Source organism: Pseudoduganella rhizocola (genome assembly GCF_045984285.3).
Classification (GTDB): Bacteria; Pseudomonadota; Gammaproteobacteria; order Burkholderiales; family Burkholderiaceae_D; genus Rugamonas.
In genome coordinates this window covers 262,266-282,037 of the sequence record NZ_JBJQIK030000007.1, presented here as the reverse complement: position 1 = coordinate 282,037, position 19,772 = coordinate 262,266, and the positions used below count along the sequence as shown (strand labels likewise).

The 19,772-nt window shown below is 63.3% G+C and carries 19 protein-coding genes; 12 read left to right on the top strand and 7 right to left on the bottom strand.

Features of this window, described 5'->3' with window-relative positions:
- Positions 1-8 precede the first annotated feature (8 nt).
- The 3 genes from ACJRPG_RS17335 to ACJRPG_RS17325 are packed head-to-tail and all read right to left on the bottom strand — an operon-like array spanning position 9 to position 2,217.
- Positions 9-800: a BPSS1780 family membrane protein gene (locus ACJRPG_RS17335; RefSeq protein ID WP_408001343.1), complete on the bottom strand. Its 792-nt coding sequence runs from the start codon at positions 798-800 to the stop codon at positions 9-11.
- The gene (locus ACJRPG_RS17330) at positions 797-1,756 is read right to left on the bottom strand and encodes a homoserine kinase (RefSeq protein ID WP_408001342.1); all 960 of its coding nucleotides are present in this window, start codon (positions 1,754-1,756) and stop codon (positions 797-799) included. Before ACJRPG_RS17330 ends, ACJRPG_RS17335 begins: the two co-directional genes overlap by 4 nt.
- Positions 1,757-1,803: 47 nt before the next feature.
- Positions 1,804-2,217 (bottom strand): hypothetical protein, encoded by a 414-nt coding sequence (locus ACJRPG_RS17325; protein WP_408001341.1) that lies wholly within the window; start codon positions 2,215-2,217, stop codon positions 1,804-1,806.
- A gap of 181 nt (positions 2,218-2,398) precedes the next feature.
- Here ACJRPG_RS17325 and polA point away from each other — a divergent pair, with 181 nt between their 5' ends.
- From polA to ACJRPG_RS17305, 4 genes are all read left to right on the top strand, one after another.
- On the top strand, positions 2,399-5,152 hold the full coding sequence (polA, locus tag ACJRPG_RS17320) for a DNA polymerase I (protein WP_408001340.1): 2,754 nt from the start codon (positions 2,399-2,401) through the stop codon (positions 5,150-5,152).
- 22 nt (positions 5,153-5,174) lie between these two features.
- On the top strand, positions 5,175-6,050 hold the full coding sequence (locus ACJRPG_RS17315) for a dienelactone hydrolase family protein (protein WP_408001339.1): 876 nt from the start codon (positions 5,175-5,177) through the stop codon (positions 6,048-6,050).
- 125 nt (positions 6,051-6,175) lie between these two features.
- Positions 6,176-6,928, top strand: coding sequence for a ZIP family metal transporter (locus ACJRPG_RS17310; RefSeq protein ID WP_408001352.1), 753 nt, complete (start codon positions 6,176-6,178; stop codon positions 6,926-6,928).
- Between the two features lie 225 nt (positions 6,929-7,153).
- The gene (locus ACJRPG_RS17305) at positions 7,154-8,884 is read left to right on the top strand and encodes an ABC-F family ATP-binding cassette domain-containing protein (protein ID WP_408001338.1); all 1,731 of its coding nucleotides are present in this window, start codon (positions 7,154-7,156) and stop codon (positions 8,882-8,884) included.
- Positions 8,885-9,095: 211 nt separating this feature from the next.
- Here ACJRPG_RS17305 and ACJRPG_RS17300 read toward each other — a convergent pair whose 3' ends face one another.
- Genes ACJRPG_RS17300 through ACJRPG_RS17290 form a run of 3 tightly spaced genes read right to left on the bottom strand, consistent with a single transcriptional unit; the run spans position 9,096 to position 11,990 of the window.
- A complete protein-coding gene (locus ACJRPG_RS17300; protein WP_408001337.1) occupies positions 9,096-9,947 on the bottom strand; it encodes a sulfurtransferase in 852 nt (283 codons plus the stop codon).
- 11 nt (positions 9,948-9,958) lie between these two features.
- Positions 9,959-10,882 carry a DMT family transporter gene (locus tag ACJRPG_RS17295; RefSeq protein ID WP_408001336.1) on the bottom strand — a complete coding sequence of 308 codons (924 nt, stop codon included), beginning with the start codon at positions 10,880-10,882 and terminating at the stop codon, positions 9,959-9,961.
- 7 nt (positions 10,883-10,889) lie between these two features.
- The gene (locus ACJRPG_RS17290; RefSeq protein ID WP_408001335.1) at positions 10,890-11,990 is read right to left on the bottom strand and encodes an aromatic ring-hydroxylating oxygenase subunit alpha; all 1,101 of its coding nucleotides are present in this window, start codon (positions 11,988-11,990) and stop codon (positions 10,890-10,892) included.
- Positions 11,991-12,242: 252 nt separating this feature from the next.
- Here ACJRPG_RS17290 and ACJRPG_RS17285 point away from each other — a divergent pair, with 252 nt between their 5' ends.
- The 7 genes from ACJRPG_RS17285 (at position 12,243) to ACJRPG_RS17255 (ending at position 17,202) form a co-directional block, all read left to right on the top strand.
- Complete coding sequence (locus tag ACJRPG_RS17285) at positions 12,243-12,494, top strand: exodeoxyribonuclease VII small subunit (protein WP_408001334.1); 252 nt, start codon at positions 12,243-12,245, stop codon at positions 12,492-12,494.
- On the top strand, positions 12,491-13,381 hold the full coding sequence (locus ACJRPG_RS17280; RefSeq protein WP_408001333.1) for a polyprenyl synthetase family protein: 891 nt from the start codon (positions 12,491-12,493) through the stop codon (positions 13,379-13,381). The genes ACJRPG_RS17285 and ACJRPG_RS17280 overlap by 4 nt, the downstream gene beginning before the upstream one ends.
- On the top strand, positions 13,382-15,253 hold the full coding sequence (gene dxs / locus ACJRPG_RS17275; protein ID WP_408001332.1) for a 1-deoxy-D-xylulose-5-phosphate synthase: 1,872 nt from the start codon (positions 13,382-13,384) through the stop codon (positions 15,251-15,253).
- 24 nt (positions 15,254-15,277) lie between these two features.
- Positions 15,278-16,174, top strand: coding sequence for a hypothetical protein (locus tag ACJRPG_RS17270; protein ID WP_408001331.1), 897 nt, complete (start codon positions 15,278-15,280; stop codon positions 16,172-16,174).
- A 134-nt stretch (positions 16,175-16,308) separates the two neighbouring features.
- Positions 16,309-16,500, top strand: coding sequence for a hypothetical protein (locus ACJRPG_RS17265; RefSeq protein ID WP_408001330.1), 192 nt, complete (start codon positions 16,309-16,311; stop codon positions 16,498-16,500).
- A 72-nt stretch (positions 16,501-16,572) separates the two neighbouring features.
- On the top strand, positions 16,573-16,959 hold the full coding sequence (locus ACJRPG_RS17260) for a glutaredoxin family protein (RefSeq protein ID WP_408001329.1): 387 nt from the start codon (positions 16,573-16,575) through the stop codon (positions 16,957-16,959).
- Between the two features lie 57 nt (positions 16,960-17,016).
- On the top strand, positions 17,017-17,202 hold the full coding sequence (locus ACJRPG_RS17255; protein WP_408001328.1) for a hypothetical protein: 186 nt from the start codon (positions 17,017-17,019) through the stop codon (positions 17,200-17,202).
- A gap of 29 nt (positions 17,203-17,231) precedes the next feature.
- Here the strand turns inward: ACJRPG_RS17255 and ACJRPG_RS17250 are convergent, their stop codons facing one another.
- A complete protein-coding gene (locus ACJRPG_RS17250) occupies positions 17,232-18,452 on the bottom strand; it encodes an SGNH/GDSL hydrolase family protein (RefSeq protein ID WP_408001327.1) in 1,221 nt (406 codons plus the stop codon).
- 99 nt (positions 18,453-18,551) lie between these two features.
- Between ACJRPG_RS17250 and ACJRPG_RS17245 the strand changes: the two genes are divergently transcribed.
- On the top strand, positions 18,552-19,457 hold the full coding sequence (locus tag ACJRPG_RS17245; protein ID WP_408001326.1) for a LysR family transcriptional regulator: 906 nt from the start codon (positions 18,552-18,554) through the stop codon (positions 19,455-19,457).
- Positions 19,458-19,772 lie beyond the last annotated feature (315 nt).

The following is a 19,772-nucleotide window of genomic DNA, read 5'->3' as shown; positions in this document are numbered from 1 at the left end:
CGGCAGGCCTATTCCTGCGGCGTTTCCGGCTGCGGTTCCGCGGGCGCCGTGTCCACCTCCGGCTGGCCGAAAATCTGGCGGTAGGCCGCATAGAAGGAGCAGTGCAGCACCACGGTGAGGATGACGGACACCGGCATCAGCAGCATCATCACGAACTGGCTGCGGCCGAAAATCAGCAGCAGGAACTGGGTGGCCAGCACGGTGATGCCGAACCAGCTCATGGCAAAGATGGCGAAGGCCTTCAGGCTGCGCAGCACGGCGAAGAAACTGAAGAACACCGCTTTGCCCAGCGACATGCGCTGCCAGTAGATCAGCGGCGCGGCGAAGGCGAAGCCCATGGCGCCCGGCAGGTAGACCAGGGCCGCCAGCAGGATGGCGCTGCCGATGTTCGCATTGCGCACTTCCGGCGAGTTGGCCTCCACTTGTCCGCTGAGCAGCTGGAACAGCATGCCGCCATCGGCCAGCATCGACACGCCGATCGCCAGCGCGGCCATGGCGAGATACAGCATGCCCAGCGCGAACAGCTGCGGGAAGGCGGGCTTCTGGAAGCCGGCCACCAGCAGTGCAGGGTGGATGCGCTTCTTCTGGTCGATGAAGGCGCAGGCGCGCATGAAGGCGATGGAGAAAATCGGCACCAGGATCACCGGCAGCACCTGGTTCAGCAGCGGAATCAGGCTGCAGAACAGCAGGATGAACATATAGCCGAGGAAGAGGGTGGACAGTCCGCCCGGCTGCTGGCGGAACAGGCCGAAGCCCTGCTTGATCCATTCCCAGCCAGCGATGGCAGGCAGCTTGTTCATGCGAAGAGCACCGGTGGATGCACGGCGATGCGCTCGCGCAGGATACGCTCGAAATGCGTGGGGTCGTGCGGCGTGAGCAGCTCGGCCTCGCGCGGCTTGTGCAGGTCGTAGAGGCGCGACAGCCAGAAGCGCAGCGCGCCGGCGCGCAGCGCGCACTGCCAGGTGTGCTTTTCGTCTTCAGTGAAGGGACGCACGGCATGGTAGGCGTCCAGCATGGCGCGCACGCGCGCTTCATCCAGCTTGCCGGTGGCGAGGTCGATGCACCAGTCGTTGACCGTCACGGCCACGTCGAACAGCCAGGTATCGCAGCCGGCGAAGTAGAAGTCAAAGAAGCCGGTAAGGCGTTCGCCGTCGAACATCACGTTGTTGCGGAACAGGTCTGCGTGCACCGGGCCCTGCTGCAGGCGCTTGTAGGTGTCGGAACCGGCCCAAGCATCCTGGAAATGCATTTCGGCACGCAGCAGGTCCGCTTCGGCGGGGCTCAGGTGCGGCATCACGGCCGGCGCGGCATGGTGCCACCAGCCCAGGCCACGCAGGTTGGGCTGGTGCAGGGGAAAGTCGCGTCCCGCCAGGTGCATTTTCGCCAGCATGGCGCCCACGGCGGCGCAGTGCACCGGCTGCGGTTCCATCTGCGAACTGCCTTCCAGCTTAGAGACGATGGCTGCCGGCTTGCCGTGCAGGGCCACGCAGAGCTGGCCCTGCGCGTTGGGCACCGGCGCCGGCACCAGCACGCCGCGCGCGGCGAGGTGGCGCATCAGCTCCAGGTAGAAGGGCAGCTGCTCGAAATTCAGGTTCTCGAAGATAGTGAGCACATACTCGCCGTGCTCCGTCGTCAGGAAATAATTGGTGTTCTCAATACCGGAGGCAATGCCTTTCAGCGCCAGGGCCCGGCCGAGGGGGAACTGCTTGATCCATTGGTCCACGTCTTCCAGTGTGACCGAGGTAAAAACTGCCATGGGAAATCAGTAAAGGTTCAGTCGACCCGGCATATGCCGGGGCCCGGTCAGCGTTTCTCTGCAGGCTGCGCCGGCGGCGCAGGCGGCGCTTCGAGATCCTCTTCGGCCTTGGCCTGCGCCTCGCTGCGCTGCTTCTGCTTCTTCGCAATGTCGAATTCCATCACCGTCCACTGCGGGCCGCGCACGCCGCTGCCACTGGCGTCGCCGGGCAGGGCGGTGCTGTTGGTCTTGCGCGCCTTGACGCTATAGGCGCCCGGGCCGCTGCCGACAGTGCTTTCGGTGATCATGCCGTTTTCCCGTTTTTCGGTAATGGGGCGTTCCCGGCCGGGTTTGGTGGTCACGGTGATGGGCGTGTCCGTTTCGTCGATGGTATCGAGCTTGGGCGGGGTTTGCGTCTGCGCGTGAGCCGCGCCCGCCACGAGGGACAGGATGAGGAGGGTGGTGCTGGTCAGGGTGCGCATATTGGCCTCGGTGGTAGACGCATTTTGTCGTATGGCCCATTGTAACAAACTGACACGTTCCTGCTCTGATTCGGCCGGAATGCGCGACGCGCAGGGGGCATAAAAACTCTGCGATAATGGGCAATTCACCTCATTCCCGCGCCGGGGCCGCAGACCGCTCCCGGCCGTTTCATGGTCATTTATGCAAAAAACTCTGCTGCTGGTTGACGGTTCCAGCTACCTGTACCGCGCTTTCCATGCGCTGCCCGACCTGCGCAGCCAGGATGGCCACCCCACCGGCGCCATGCACGGCATGGTGAACATGCTGCGCCGCTTGCGTGCCGACTTCCCGGCGGCCTACATCGCCTGTGTGTTCGACGCCAAGGGCAAGACCTTCCGCGACGAAATGTACCCCGAGTACAAGGCCACTCGCGCCTCGATGCCGCCCGACCTGTCGCTGCAGATCGAGCCTATCCACGAGGCGGTGCGCGCCATGGGCTGGCCGATCCTGATGGTGGACGGCGTGGAAGCGGACGACGTGATCGGCACCCTGTCGGTGGAAGCCGAAAAGCATGGCATGGAGGTGATCATCTCCACCGGCGACAAGGACCTGGCGCAGCTGGTCACGTCCAAGGTCACGCTGATCAACACCATGACCAACGAGAAGCTGGACGAGGCAGGCGTGCTGGCCAAGTTCGGCGTGCCGCCGAACCGCATCATCGATTACCTGACCCTGATCGGCGACACCGTGGACAACGTGCCCGGCGTGCCGAAGTGCGGCCCCAAAACCGCGGTGAAATGGCTCACCCAGTATGGCAGCCTGGATGGCATCATCGCCAACGCCGACAAGATCACCGGCGCCGTGGGCGAGAACCTGCGCAACACGCTGGAATGGCTGCCGCAAGGCCGCAAGCTGATTACGGTGAAGACCGATTGCGACCTCACCAGGCACATGATGTCGATTTCGGAATCGCTGGTGGCGAAGGAAGAGGACCGTGAGCGCTTGCTGGCCTTCTTCACGCAATACGGCTTCAAGACCCTGCTGCGCGAACTGGGCGGCCTCACGCCCGCTGCGCCGACCGGCTCCGCCGCCGCCGCGCCTTCCGCCGCGCCGGGCGAAACCGGCGACATGTTCGCCGCCGGCCCCGCCACCGTGAGCTACGACACCGTGCTCACCGAAGCGCAGCTGGACGGCTGGATGGCGCGCGTGGCCGCCGCCGAGCTGACCGCCATCGACACCGAAACCACCTCGCTGGAACCGATGATGGCCGAAATGGTCGGCATCTCGCTGGCGACCGAACCGGGTATCGCCTGCTACATCCCGATGGCGCACCGCTACCCCGGCGCGCCGGAACAGCTGCCGCGCGAACTGGTGCTGGAAAAGCTGAAGCCCTGGCTGGAAGATCCGACGAAGGCAAAACTGGGCCAGAACCTCAAATATGACGCGCACGTTTTCGCCAACCATGGCGTGAACCTGCGCGGCATCGTGCACGACACGCTGCTGCAGTCCTACGTGTTTGAGTCGCACCGTTCGCACGATATGGACAGCCTGGCCATGCGCCACCTGAACCACAAGACCATCGCCTATGAAGAGGTGTGCGGCAAGGGCGCGGGACAGATCTGCTTCGACCAGGTGGACATTGAGCGCGCCACGGGATACGCGGCGGAAGATGCCGACATCACGCTGCGCCTGCACCTTGCAATGCACGGCCATGTGAGCGGCGACGAAGGCCTGACCTCGGTATACAACACCATCGAGCTGCCGACTGCCGTGGTGCTGCAGAAGATCGAACGCAACGGCGTGCTGATTGACGCCGGCCTGCTGGCAACCCAGTCGAATGAACTGGGCGCGCGCATTCAGGAGCTGGAGCAGAAAGCTTATGAACTGGCCGAGCAGCCCTTCAACCTCGGGTCGCCGAAGCAGATCGGCGAAATCTTCTTCAACAAGCTGCAGCTGCCGGTAGTGAAAAAAACGCCGAGCGGCGCACCATCAACCGACGAGGAAGTGCTGCAGAAGCTGGCCGAGGATTATCCCCTGCCCAAAGTGCTGCTGGAATACCGCGGCATGGCCAAGCTCAAGTCCACCTACACGGACAAGCTGCCGAAGATGATCAACCCGCGCACCGGCCGCGTGCACACCAACTACGCGCAGGCGGTAGCGGTGACGGGGCGCCTGGCGTCGAACGACCCGAACCTGCAGAACATCCCTATCCGCACGGCGGAAGGGCGCCGCATCCGCGAAGCCTTCATTGCGCCGCCGGGCAGCCACATTGTCTCCGCCGACTACTCGCAGATCGAGCTGCGCATCATGGCGCATATCTCGGAGGACGAAAACATGCTGCGCGCTTTCGCCGAGGGCGTGGATATCCACCGCGCCACCGCCGCCGAAATCTTCGGCGTGCCGTCGGCCGATGTGGACAGCGAACAGCGGCGCTATGCCAAGGTGATCAACTTCGGCCTGATCTACGGCATGAGCGCCTTCGGCCTGGCTGCGAATCTCGGCATCGACCGCACGGCGGCGCAGAACTACATCGAGCGCTACTTCGCCCGCTTCGCCGGCGTGAAGCGCTATATGGACGAAACGCGGCTGGAAGCGAAAGCCAAGGGCTATGTGCAGACCGTATTCGGCCGCCGCCTGTGGCTCCCCGAGATCAACTCCCCGAACGGCCCGCGCCGCCAGGCCGCCGAGCGCGCCGCAATCAACGCGCCGATGCAGGGCACGGCAGCGGACCTGATCAAGCTGGCCATGATTGCGGTGCAGGGCTGGCTGGAAAACGAAAACCTCAAATCGCGCATGATCATGCAGGTGCACGATGAACTGGTGCTGGAAGTGCCGGACGAGGAACTGGCGCTGGTGCGCGAGAAGCTGCCGCAGCTGATGGCAGGCGTCGCAACGCTGAAAGTGCCGCTGGTGGCCGAAGTTGGCGTCGGCCGTAATTGGGACGAAGCACACTAACCTTTATCGATGGAGGAGATGCATGAACGACCTGCACAAAGACGCTCTTAGCCTGATCGGCGAGTCCGAAGGACTCGGCCGCCGCGGTTTCCTCAAAGCGGCACTGGGCACCGGCTTCGCAGCCGCCGTGCTGCCGGTGCAGGCGCAGACGGTGGTCCAGACCAGCCTTGAAGGCCTGACGGCCGGCGAAGTGATGGTCAATATCGCGGGCCAGAACGTGCCGGTGTACCGCGCCCAGCCCGCAGGCAAGACCGGGCTTCCCGTCATCCTGGTGATCTCCGAAATCTTCGGCGTGCATGAACACATTGCCGATGTGGCGCGCCGCTTCGCGCATCAGGGCTACCTGGCGCTGGCGCCCGAGCTGTTCATCCGGCAGGGCGACGCGCAGAACCAGCCCAGCATCGCCGAACTGCAGAAGAACATCATCTCCAAAACGCCGGATGCGCAGGTGATGTCCGACCTGGACGCCATCGTCGCGTGGGCAAAGGCCAATGGCGGCGATACCAGCAAGCTGGGTATTACCGGTTTCTGCTGGGGCGGGCGCATCACGTGGATGTACGCTGCGCACAATCCTGCGGTGAAGGCCGGCGTGGCCTGGTATGGACGCCTGGTGGGCGAGGTGACGGCCAACCAGCCGAAACATCCGGTCGATATCGCCCCGGCGCTGAAGGCGCCCGTGCTCGGGCTGTACGGCGCCAAGGACGGCGGCATTCCGCTGGATACGGTGGAAAAGATGAAGGAAGCGCTGGCCAGGGGCAGCAGCAAATCCACCTTCCACATCTATCCGAATTCCGGCCACGCCTTCCACGCCGACTACCGCCCAAGCTACAACGAAGCCGATGCGCGCGACGGCTGGTCGCGGGCACTGGCCTGGTTCAAAGCGAACGGCGTCGCCTGATTTTTATAGCTAATTCTGCAAAAGCGCACTCCGGACGGTAAAATGTCCGGTTTGCGCGCCGCTGCGCGCGCACCACGGGCACGCCTGTAAGAGGTCTCAAAATCGATCCGGTACTTATTTCCATCCTGTTGGCCACCACACTGGCCGGCGTTATCAGCATCTCCGCCGCAGCGGTGTTCTCGTTCACGCTGCTGTCGAAGATGGTGGAACGCATGGTCAGCCTGTCGGTGGGCATCATGCTCTCGACATCGCTGCTGCACGCCCTGCCCGAAGCCTTCGAGTCGGGCGCGGACACGCACAGCCTGTTCGCCGCACTGCTGGCTGGCCTGCTGGCCTTCTTCATGCTGGAAAAGCTGGCCATCCTGCGCCACTCGCACCACCACGAAGGCGATGGCCACCATCACGCGCACGGGCATGACAAGCACGAAGCGGGGCGCGCCGGCTGGATGATCCTGGTCGGCGACGGCATGCACAACTTCACGGACGGCATCCTGATCGCGGCCGCTTTCCTGGCCGACCCGCAGCTGGGCATTGTCACCGGCGTGGCCATCATCGCCCACGAAATCCCGCAGGAGATCGGCGACTTCATCGTGCTGCTGAACGCGGGCTTTTCGCGCACGCGGGCCTACGTCTACAACCTGCTATGCAGCCTGCTGGCGGTGGCGGGCGGCCTGCTCGGCTACTACACGCTGGACAGCGCCAAGCATCTGATACCATATGTGCTGGTGTTTGCTTCCTCGGGCTTCATCTACATCGCCGTGAGCGATTTGATGCCCCAGATGCAGCGCCGCGCCACGCTGAAGGAAACGGTGCCGCAAGTGCTGCTGATTGCACTGGGCGTGTGCATCGTGCTGTTCCTGACGGCGGCGCATCATTGAACCAACCTTGAAAAGAAAGGAGGCTAATATGGAAATTATGAAGTGCGGTAACTGGATCGCGCGTCTGTTTGGCATATCGGCCGGCTCTTGTCCTCAACGTATCGCGCTGCGATAACCAGGCCAGAGCACCTTTAAACAAAGCCCCTGTAGCCGCTTCTGGCTCGCCGTTGTCGTTAGCGCTTTTGTTAACGCGGATGCGTTCGTCCGCACGAAATGACAAGAGCCATGACTACCCTTATCTCTGCACAAGCACTGCAACTGGAAGCCCATGAAGGGCTGCTGTTCCAGGATCTCTCCTTTACCCTCAGCGCGGGCGACCGCATCGGCCTGATCGGCCATAACGGCTGCGGCAAATCCACGCTGCTAGGACTCCTGAGCGGCACGCGCGAAGCGGGCGGCGGCATCGTCCACTTCGCGCGCGCCTGCCGCATGCAGCACGTGGAGCAGCATCTGCCGCCCGCGCTGGCGGAAGCCAGCCTGTATGAAGCGCTGCAATCCGCTATTGACCATGAGCCGGAGCACGCGTGGCGCATCGACAGCCTGCTGGCCGAACTCGATATCAGTCCCGAGACGGCGCAGGTGCCGGTGAAATCGCTGTCCGGCGGCCAGCATACGCGCCTGCTGCTGGCGCGCGCGCTGCTGCACGAACCGAACGTGCTGCTGCTGGACGAACCGAGCAACCACCTCGACCTGCCGTCGCTGCTGTGGCTGGAACGCTTCCTGGCGGGATGGCGCGGCGCCTTCATCCTCGTATCGCACGACCAGCGCCTGCTGGACAACGTGTCGAAAAAAAGCTGGATCCTGCGCGACAAGCGCCTGTACAGCTTCGACCTGCCGTGCAGCGAGGCGCAGCGTGCGCTGGCCGAAGCAGATGTAGCGGCAGCGGCGCGCCGCGCGTCCGAGCAGAAGGAAATCGACCGGCTGGAAGCCAGCAGCCACCGGCTCGCGGTATGGGGCAAGGTGTACGACAACGAAGACCTCGCACGCAAGGCCAAGACCATCCAGAAGCGCGCCGAGCGGCTGAAGGACGAACAGTCCTTCGTTACGCAAGGCGCCCCGTGGAGGCTGGCGCTGCGCGGCAAAGCGCTGCCTGCGGGGCAGCTGCTGGCGCTGGAAAACCTGCCGGTGCGGGCGGCGCCAGGGCTGCCGGCGCTGTTCGATGTGGAGCACTTCGTGATCCGTCCGGGCGAGCGGGTAGCGCTGCTGGGCGCGAACGGCGCGGGCAAGACCTCGCTGCTGCGGCAATGCTGGAGCGCGATCAGCGCGCAAGCGGAAGAGGAGGGGCTGCGCTATCACCCGGCGGCCAGCATCGGCTACTACGACCAGAGCCTGAAACAGCTGGCCGACGACGCCACGCTGCCGGATGCGCTGTATCCGTTCGCCGCGCTGTCGGAGCAAGCGCGCAGCGACACGGCGCGCAAGCAGGCGCTGATTTCAGCGGGCTTCCCGTACAGCCGCCATCACCAGAAGGTGAGCACCCTGAGCGGCGGTGAACGCGCGCGCCTGCTGTTCCTCGCGCTGTCGCTGGCCAGCTACCACCTGCTGTTCCTGGACGAGCCGACCAACCACCTCGACATGGACGGCAAGCGCGAGCTGGCCGAAGCGCTGCAAGGCTTCGAAGGCGGCTGCCTGCTGGTGTCGCACGACCGCGACCTGATCGAGCAGGGCTGCAACCGCTTCTGGGTGGTCCATGAAGGGAAGCTGGAGCAGTGGCAGGATGCGGCGGACGCCTACCGCCGGCTGGGCGGCGCCGCGCCGGCAGCGCCCGGCCAGTCGGCTGCCGCGCCGACGCCAAAGCAAGCGCCCGGCAGCGAAGAACAGGCGCTCGACCGCCTGTGCGAGCTGGAGCAATTGCTGGCGGACGACCTCGCGCGCAAACCCCGCCACCAGAAACCGGCAATGCAAGCCGAGTGGCGCGCCCAGATCGCCGCCCTTACCGCCCAGCTCGGCTTGTAATGTCTTAATTGGGGATGTCTTAATTGGGGACAGACCCTATTTATACAAATTAGGGTCCGTCCCCAATTTCGTCTTACAGAGGGGCGCGTACTCGATCGTGCGCTGAATCAATGCGTGGCACGCATGGATATCGGTCCCTCTGGGGCTGGCAGTGAAAATGGGGACGGACCCTAATTATAGAAATCAGGGTCTGTCCCCAATTAAGAGGCAATTAGTTGCCGGTGGCGACGGGGCGGGTGGGGGAGGCGCACCATTCGGACCAGGAGCCGGGGTAGAGCGCCGCGCCGGGGAGGCCGGCGATTTCGAGGGCCAGCAGGTTGTGGCAGGCGGTCACGCCGGAGCCGCATTGCATGATGGCTTTCTCCGGGGAATCGAACAGTGGGGTGAATTCCTGCTTCAGCTGGCCGGCAGGCTTGAAGCGGCCGTCGGCTTGCAGGTTGTCCTTGAAGAAGCGGTTCTTTGCACCGGGGATGTGGCCGCCCACCGGGTCGATCGTCTCGTTTTCGCCGCGGAAGCGGTCGCTCGCTCGCGCGTCCACCACCGTGCGCGCCTGCGTTGCGAGATTGGCCACGACGTCGGCTACATTCACCATCTGCGTCAGCGTCTTGCGTTCAGTGATCGTGCCGGCCGCGCGTTGCGCTACCGGCGCCACCAGCGGCAAGCCGGCGGCTTCCCATGCCGCCAGGCCGCCGTCCAGCACGGCCACCGCTTCGTGGCCGATCCAGCGCAGCAGCCACCACAGGCGCGCGGCGTACATGCCGCCATGCGCGTCGTAAGCTACAACCTGCGTGTCGTCATTGATGCCGAAGCGGCGCAGCGTTTCAAGCAGCGCTGCGCGGTCGGGCAGCGGATGGCGTCCCCGGAATTCGCCATCGCCGCCCTGCCTGGCGCCCGACAGGTCGTCGTCGATACTCGCGAACTGCGCGTTCTGGATATGGCCCGCAGCGAACGCGTCGCGCCCGTATGCGGGGTTCATCAGGTCGTGGCGGCAGTCGAGGATGACCCACTTGTCATCCGCCAGGTGCTGCGACAGCGAAACCGCGTCGATCAAGGTGGTATACATGCTTTGGTTCCTTATACTTCGCTGGCAATCGGGTCGGTTTTGGCAATCGCCACACCGCGTTCCGTGTTGCGGGTATTGTAGAACGTGGCCGCGATGCCCGATGCGAGGATGATGCCGATGCCCGCCCATGCATGCCAGTCGAATACGTCGCCGAATACGAGCACGCCCCATACGCTGGAGAATACGATGCCGGTGTACTGCAGGTTGGCCACCACCAGCGTCTTGCCGACGCGGTAGGCGCGCGTCATGGCCATCTGCGCGGCCGTCGCGCACAGGCCGATGCCCAGCAGGAGCAGGGCGCCGTAGCCGTTGTTCAGCGAATGCCACACTACCGGGCCGCTGCCTGCTTCCAGCACGTTGCCGCCGATGCCGGCCACCACATTCATCAGGGCGAAGTAGAACACCACGCGGTATTCCGGCTCGCCTGCCAGCCCCAGTTTGCGCACCTGCATATAGGCCATGGCGGACAACATGGACGAAACCAGCGCCACCAGTGCGTCAAACAGCTGGTTGGCGTGGAAGGCGGGATTGAGCAGCAGCGTCACGCCGACGAAGCTCATGGCGATGGCCATCATCAGCGGCCATTCGATGCGCTTGGTGGCGTGCCACCAGCCATGCGCGAACAGCCAGAGCGCGATCCAGATCGGCGCCATGTAGTTGAGCGTCATGGCGGTGGCCAGCGGCAGCTTGGCCAGCGCGTAGAACCACATCCACAGCGAGACCACGCCGACGATGCCGCGCCACAGGTGGCCCCAGGCAAACCGGGTGCGCAGCGTGCCGCGCTGCACGGCAATCAGGATGCCGAGAACGATGATGCCCACCAGCCCCCTGTACATCACAATCTCGGAAACGGAGTACAGGCCGGCTGCCAGTTTCACGCAGACGCCCATTGCGGCGAACATGAAACTGGCGAAGAGCATCCACAGTGATTGCATGGTTTCCTTAGACGTCTATTTTGCTGCGGTACCACTCATGGAAGTGCTGCATGCCGTCTTCCATTGGCGACTGGTACGGTCCTGCATCGGTGGTGCCGCGCTTCATCAGGATCTTGCGGCCGGCATCCATGCGCAGCGCGATTTCGTCGTCTTCCACGCAGGTTTCCATATAGGCCGCGCGTTCCGCTTCGATGAATTCGCGTTCGAACAGCACGATTTCTTCGGGATAGTAGAACTCCACCACGTTCTTCGTGCGCTGCGGGCCGTCCGGCCATAGCGTGGACACCACCAGCACGTGCGGATACCACTCCACCATGATGTTCGGGTAGAGCGTGAGCCAGATCGCGCCATATGGCGGCGCTTCGCCGCCGCGGAACTTGAGCAGCTGCTCATGCCATTTCTGGTACACCGGCGAGCCCGATTTGCGCAGGCCGCGGTTCACGCCCACCGTCTGCACGCTGTAATCAAGGCCGAATTCCCAGCGCAGGTCGTCGCAGCTGACGAAGGAGCCCAGGCCCGGATGGAAGGGCTCGACGTGGTAGTCCTCCAGGTAGACCTCGATGAAGGTCTTCCAGTTGTAGTCGCAGTGGTGCACTTCCACATGGTCGAACATGTAGCCGCTGAAATCCAGGTCCTTCGTCACCGATAGTCTGGACAGCTTTTCCATCACGTTGTAGCCGTTCTGTTCGAACAGCAGGCCGTTCCAGTTCTGGAGCTGCGTTTTCGGCAGGTTCAGGCACGGCGTTTCCGGGAAGTGCGGGGCGCCAATCAGCTCGCCCTTCAGGTCGTAGGTCCAGCGGTGCAGCGGGCACACGATATTGTTCGCATTGCCGCGCCCATTGAACATCAGCGCCTGGCGGTGACGGCAGACGTTGGACAGCAGTTCGATTCCGTTCGCGTTCCGGACCAGCATGCGGCCTTCGTCTTCCGCAACCAGGGTGGCAAAATCGCCGGTATTCGGCACCATTAATTCATGCCCCACATAGCGTGGGCCTGCCAGGAACATTTGCTGCATTTCGCGCTGCAGAAGCGCTTCGTCAAAATAGACGTTGACCGGTAGTTGCGCGCTGGAGCGCGCCAGCCTGGCGTGGGTACCCAGATCGGACATCCCAACCCCCCTTAATTAAAGTGCTGCAAACCAAGAAGAGACAGAATCCGCAAAGACCTGAATTCAGAGTATAAAAACGGTATTTCGGACAGAACCGGAGATTATAGCGCTAACGGGGCTTTTCCGCCCATCTTTCTCCCGCATGCAATGTGGACATCTTTGCAACATGACTTGTTTCGCCAGCCCCGCTTTTTGGACCGGATAAGACACTTTGTTCTAAAATAACGGGCTACACTGAGCGATTGAGTATCTATGTCCAAGAAAATGAATGCCGAGAACGCAGCGCCCGCCTCGTTTGAGGATGCGATGGCCGAGCTGGCGCAGCTGGTCACGCAGATGGAAGCCGGCCAGCTCCCGCTGGAAGCGTCGGTGGCCGCCTACGCACGCGGCTCCGAGCTGGTGAAGTATTGCGCGGCGCAACTCGACAAGGTGGAATCGCAGGTGAAAATCCTTGAGGGCGATATGCTGAAGCCTTTCGCCGACGGCGACGAGGCGCAGCAATGAGCGCGTCCTTCAACGACTGGATGAAGACCATCCAGGCCGGCATGGAGGCCGATATGTCGGCCTACCTGCCCGCCGCGGAGGTGGTGCCCGCCAAGCTGCATGAGGCGATGCGCTATGCGCTGCTGGGCGGCGGCAAGCGCGTGCGCCCGCTGCTGGTGTATGCGGCAGGCGCCCTGTTCGGCGCCGATGCGCAGGCCCTGAGCCGTGCTGCCGCAGCCGTGGAAATGATCCACGCCTATTCGCTGGTGCACGACGATATGCCCTGCATGGACGATGACGACCTGCGCCGCGGCAAGCCGACGGTGCACGTGGCCTACGATGAAGCGACCGCGCTGCTGGTGGGCGATGCGCTGCAGTCGCAGGCCTTCAGCGTGCTGGGGGAAGCGGCCACGCTGCCTGCGGAACGCCAGGTGGCCATGCTGGCGCTGCTGGCGCAGGCCGCCGGCTCCTCCGGCATGTGCGGCGGCCAGGCCATCGATCTCGATAGCGTGGGCCTGAGCCTTACGCAGGCGCAGCTTGAACGCATGCACCAGCTGAAGACCGGTGCGCTGCTGCGTGCTTCCGTGGTGCTGGGCGCCATGGCGGGCAAAGCGCTGGATGGCGCCGAACTGAAAGCGCTGGACGATTACAGCCGCGCCATCGGCCTCGCTTTCCAGGTGGTGGACGACGTGCTCGATGCCACCGCCGATTCGGCAACGCTGGGCAAAACGGCCGGCAAGGATGCGGCCGACAACAAGCCAACCTATGTGTCGATCCTGGGCCTGGAGCCTTCGATCGCACTGGCAGAACAATTACGGCGCGATGCCCATGCGGCGCTCGCTCCATTCGGAGAATCTGCACTGCGTCTGCGCGAGATCGCGGACCTGATCGTGCAGCGGAAGGCTTAAATGAAACTGCTTGAAACCATCAATAACCCGGCCGACCTGCGCAAGCTGTCGCGTCCCCAGCTCAAGCCGCTCGCCGATGAGCTGCGCGAGTTCCTGCTCGATTCCGTGTCGAAGACCGGCGGCCACCTGTCGTCCAACCTGGGCACGGTGGAGCTGACCGTCGCGCTGCACTACGTGTTCAACACGCCGCAGGACCGCATCGTGTGGGATGTGGGCCACCAGACCTATTCGCACAAGATTCTCACCGGCCGCCGCGGCCAGTTCCACACGCTGCGCCAGATGAACGGCATCTCGGGCTTCCCGCGCCGCGTGGAGAGCGAATACGACACCTTCGGCACCGCGCACTCGTCCACCTCCATTTCCGCCGCGCTGGGCATGGCGCAGGCCGCCAAGATCAAGGGCGAGCAGCGCCATGCCATCGCCGTGATCGGCGACGGCTCCATGACGGCCGGCATGGCCTTCGAGGCGCTGAACAATGCCGGCGTGCAGGAAGACCTGAACCTGCTGGTGATCCTGAACGACAACGATATGTCGATCTCGCCGCCGGTGGGCGCGCTGAACCGCTACCTGGCGCGCCTGATGTCCGGCCAGTTCTACGCCGCGGCGAAGAACGTCGGCAAGTCCGTGCTGCCCGGTCCCATGCTGGAACTGGCCAAGCGCATCGAGGAGCATGCGAAAGGCATGGTGGTGCCGGCCACGATGTTCGAGGAATTCGGCTTCAACTACATCGGTCCGATCGACGGCCACGACCTCGATTCGCTGATCCCCACGCTGCAGAATATCCGCCAGCTGAAAGGCCCGCAGTTCCTGCATGTCGTCACGAAGAAGGGCCAGGGCTACAAGCTGGCCGAGGCCGAACCTATCCTTTATCACGGCACCGGCAAGTTCAATCCAGCTGAAGGCATCAAGCCCGCGCCGCCGTCGAAGATCACCTACACGGAAGTCTTCGGCAACTGGCTGTGCGATATGGCGAAGCAGGACCAGCGCCTGGTCGGCATCACGCCCGCCATGCGCGAAGGTTCCGGCATGGTGCGTTTCGAGCAGGAGCATCCGGACCGCTACTTCGACGTCGGCATCGCCGAACAGCATTCCGTGACCTTCGGCGCGGGCCTGGCCTGCGAAGGCCTGAAGCCTGTTGTCGCCATCTATTCGACCTTCCTGCAGCGTGCCTACGACCAGCTGATCCATGACGTGGCGCTGCAGAACCTGGACGTCACCTTCGCGCTGGACCGCGCGGGGCTGGTGGGCGCCGACGGCGCAACCCATGCGGGTAATTACGACCTGTCCTACCTGCGCTGCATTCCGAACATGGTGGTCATGGCGCCATCGGACGAGAACGAATGCCGCCGCATGCTGACCACCGGCTTCCACTATCCCGGCCCGGCCGCCGTGCGCTACCCGCGCGGCGCAGGCGTTGGCGCGGCGATCGAGCAGGAACTGACCGCACTGCCTATCGGTAAAGGCGAAGTGCGCCGCAAGGGCCAGAAGATTGCCATCCTCGCTTTCGGCTCGATGGTCACGCCTGCGCTGGCCGCCGGTGAGCAACTGAACGCCACCGTGGCCAATATGCGCTTCGTGAAGCCGCTGGACGCGGAACTGGTGAAGCAGCTGGCCGCCGACCATGACTACCTGGTGACGGTGGAAGAGGGCTCGGTGATGGGCGGCGCCGGCGCTGCCGTGGCCGAGTCGCTGGCCGAACAGGGCATCGTCAAGCCGCTGCTGCTGCTTGGCCTGCCGGACAAGTTTATCGACCATGGCGATCCGGCCAGGCTGCTGGCCGGGGTTGGCCTCGACGCAAGCGGCATCGCGGCATCGATCCGCCAGCGCTTCTTTGCAGGCGACGAACCGCGCCTGGTCGTCAACAACTCCTGATCTTCCCGGGCGGGCCGTGCGGACATGAAGCATGCTCGCTGGCTCGTCCTGGTCGCGGCGGCCGTTTCCATCGGCCTGCTGCTGTCCCATTTCCTCACTCGCGGCGGTTCAGGCGATGCTGCCTCTGTGCAGCTATCTCCGGTGCAGCCGCCGCAGGCGGCTTATGCCAGCCCACGCATACTGGCCGTCATGCCGCTTTCGCCCACATCGCCTGCACCATCGGCGGCCATGCGCGCCCGTTTCGAAACCGCCGCGAATTACGCGGCCTTCATTCACGATGCCATGCAGCGCCCCAGTGAAGGCGGCCGCTTCTACGCCCTCATGGCCTTCGAAAAGTGCCGCGAGGTCGCTGCACTTTCCGCGGCGCCGGTGCTGCAGGGAAGGCCGGATGCCGTGCTCGCCGCGCGCAAGACCATTGCGGACCTGACGCAGCGCTGCCGCGGCGTCATGGAGCAGTTCCCAAGCGAGCATCTGTTCACCGAGGCCTTGCTCTATTCGAATGCCCGCAGTCCGGATGCCTTGTTGATCGAGCGGGGCACTTTGCGTCCCGCCACCAAGGAGGCCAGCGAGAGCGATATTGCGCGCGCACTGGCCACACAGGATCCTTATTTCATTGCCGCCACCATGGACGCGAACCTGGATTTCGTTACGGACCGCCTGGGCCCGGAATTCAGGAATGGCGAGGAGCAGGCCTTGTTGTACCAGGCCATGGCGGTGGCGGGCTGTGAAATCGCCGGGAACTGCAAGGGGCATTATCGGCTTGCACTTTTCTGCGCTGCCGGCGAACCTTGCGTCCATACGGATTTAGCGGCCTATGTGAAGCAGGGCGTTCCGGCGGAATCACAGGAGCTTTATGAACGCACCCTGGGTCGGATTCTCCAGCTCGCGCGCGGCCGCACGGCGGATCAGCCAGGCCAGTGAGTTCCTGGCAAACAGATAGTGCAGCATCCACGCGTCACTATTAATTTGAAAGCAATATTTCTTCATTGACATCTTTTTTCTGCGCTTCTATATTCGGTTTGCGCATATCTTGCGTCCCATACCTAGGAGCGTCCATGAAACGTATCAGTGTCTTTTTGTTTGCCCTTGGCGTAAGCCTTGCCTTTGGCGCAGCCAGCGCCCGCAGCAATGATTGCTATGACAGCTGCGATGCGGCCCTCGAACATTGCGTGGCTACCCAGCCGAACATGGGGATGTGCACCAAGCTTCACAGCATATGTCTGCTGGAATGCGATTCCAACGTTTAGTCGTCGAACTGCGTGAGGCGGCACGCTTGACCATGCAGTGTGCCGGCTCGTCAACCGCTCTGGAAAAATTCAATGATCGCTAGCAAACTGAAGACGGTAGTGCTGTATGCCCTGATCCTCGCTGCAGGGCTGCTGGTAGGGTTGGGTGCGGCCAAACTGCCGAAACTGCTGGAACGCCCTTATCAGACGGGGAATTATTCGAGCCACTTTGCCAGCCTGAATAGCAAAGTGGTGGTGTACGGCACCACGACCTGCCCTTTCTGCGCCAAGGCGCGGGAATACCTCGCGGAGAAAAAGGTGGTTTATTCCGATTTCAACGTCGATAACTCGGAAGAGGCTCGGAAAAAATACAAGACGCTGAACGTAAAAGCCGTTCCAGCCATCCTGATCGGCGACAGGCTGATTACCGGTTTCCGGCCGGATGCGATTGACGACGCGCTGAAAGCGGTAGCGCAGTAAAGGACGTGCGGAGTTTCCGCCGTAGTGGGTGCCATTTCTAATCTAAATGAGGAACTTATGAAAAAGTTTGCTGTGTTCTTGTTCGCCCTCGGTGTGGGCATGACCGCCCTGGCAGGCGAAGAGTGCTACCTGGCCTGCGAAGACAAATATGACGCGTGCATCGAAGCAGGTACGAATCCACGCGGCTGCCTGTTCCAGTACGATAAGTGCATGAACGCCTGCGATATCGGACCGGGCGTCTAAGTTCAGGAGCGCCCCATCGGGCGCTTTTTCTATTCCAGATCCTGCAGGCGCAGGCTGTGCGCGATGGCACGATAGCCTTCATCGCCGGGATGCAGGTGATCGCCTGAATCGTAGCGCGGCAGCATCCGCGCGGGATGTGCGGGATCGCGCATCACCGCGTCCAGATCGGCCACTGCATCGAAGGCGCCGCCGTTCCGTATCCATTCGTTGACCTGGCGCCGCACGGCGTCTTTTTCCGGCGTGTAGTGCCCTGCGAACGGTGTTCCGTGCAAGGAGCCTTCGTAAGGAACGATAGTCGCACCAATCACCTTGATACCGCGTTCGTGCGCCATCGCGATCAGCTGGCGGTAGGCTCCTGTCATGGCCTGCGCCGTCATTGGCGCGTCCTCCGGTGCGAAGGCGCTGCCGGGCCAGCCGATATCGTTAATCCCCATCAGAACGATGACGCTTTGGACGCCAGGCTGCTCCAGCACGTCGTGGCGGAAGCGCTCCACAGCCTTCACTCCCATGCGGTCTGACAGCAGGCGGGCGCCCGAAATGCCGGCGTTGGCGACGGCAATGCCATGCGGCGCAAGCCGTTCGGCAAGGTAGTCCGGCCAGCGGCGGTCGGCATCGGGGGTGGAGCCGTTGCCATCGGTGAGCGAGTCGCCGAATGCTACCACCGTCGCGCGGGCCGCGCTGCCGCGCATGTGGATGGCGCTCAGGAAGGCGCGGCCTTGCATGGGCTGCGCACCGGCCATCGCGGTATCGCGCGTGGCGTCGCGCGGCAGCAGCCAGGCGGTCTGCTGGGCGCCCCAATGGAAGCTGTCCAGCGCCGCGCGCTTCGGCAGCCACGTGGAGACGCTGAGCTTTTGCAGCGGCGGCACGGCAAAGGGAAGCGGGTCGCTGGTGGCGGTGGCGCCGGGCGCGATGGTAATGCCGGGCTGCCCGGAGAAACTGAGGGCGCGGCTGCTGCCCGGAACGATGGCGCTGCCGCCAGCATGCAGCGCGATCTGCGCCGCGCCAATGGTGAGGGTATCCTTGCCGTAGCGGTTAGAGAAGCTGACGCGCACTTCGCTGCCGCCCGCGCTGATGCGGGCAGTTTCGCGGATGGTCTGGTCTTCCAGCGCGGCCGGCACATTGGTGGGCAGCGCGAAGTCGGCGCCCCAGCTGGGCTGCGGCGCCGAATACCAGCTGCTGACCCATGCGCCCGCGTGGGCGCTGCCGGCGATCAGGCTGGCGGCAAGGGTTGTGATGATAAATCTGAACATGATTGTGCTCCGCTGAATGGTGAGCCTCAATGTTCAGTCAGTCATGGTAGTGATGGTAGTGGTCAAGTTGGACTATAGTTCAGTCATAATTGGAATGATATGAACACACTACGATCCCTGCAATGCTTCGTGCGCGCCGTGGAGCTGGGCAGCCTGTCGGCGGCCGCGCGCGAGCAGCACACCAGCCAGTCGAACCTCAGCAAAATCGTGGCTGCGCTGGAGGCCGAACTTGGCGTGCGCCTGCTGGAACGCAGCACGGCCAGCCTTGCGCCCACTGTGCCGGGGCAGCGTTTCTACCTGCGTGCCAAGGGTGTGCTGGAAGAGTATGCGGAAGCGGTGGCGGATGCGCGCGGCGAAACGGCGGCATCCTCCGGCCTGCTGCGCGTGAACGCACCGGTCGCCCTGGGGCAGTTTGCGCTGAACGGCATGGTCCAGGAGTTCCTGGCGGCGTATCCAGAGATGGAGGTGGAGCTGATCCTGAACGACCGCATGGCCGACCTGGTGGAAGAGGGCGTGGACGTGGCCTTGCGCCTGGGAAGCGACCTCCCGCTGAATGCGGTGGCGCGCAAGGTGGCCAGTTCGCCGCGCTGGCTGGTGGCTTCGCCTGCGTATCTGAAGGCGCATCCGGCGCCACTGCGGCCGGAAGACCTGCCAGCCCACAACTACATCCGCTTTGCCTGGCTCCCCAGCGGCGACCGGCTCACGCTGCATGGAGAAAAAGGCAGCGTGACGGTGCCGGCGCATGGCCGTTTCCGCGTCAATAATGCGCTGGCCATCCGCGACAGCCTGGAGGGCGGTGCAGGCATAGGCCTTTGTCCCGCCTGGCTTGTGCAGGACCTGATCGCCCGCCGCAAGCTGCGGCGCGTGTTGCGCGGATGGGAGGGGGACGCACAGGAAGTGCACCTGCTCTATCCGTCACGCCGCTACCAGCCGCAGCGCGCGCGCCTGTTCATGGACTTCGTTCAACCGAGGATTGCACAGCTGCCGGGAATGAAGCCAGTTTGAAAATCAAGCTGCTCGCTATTGCATTGAAAGTAATATTGTTTACTTGACATCAATGCCGGAGAGTTCGTATATTCGATCTTCGCATAACGATATGCGTATCTGGATCATCCTTTCATTTTTCAGGAGTTACTATGTTCAAACGTTGGGCGGTTTTCCTGTTTGCGGTTGGTGCCTCTGCCGGCGCATTTGCGGTGAGCGATGAATATGCAGAATGCGTGACCGCATGTGATCAGGCCTTTATCGAATGCGTTAACCGTGGGGTGGGAACCGCGGCATGTTCACGCGAGCGGACGTGGTGCCGTGAAGATTGCGAAG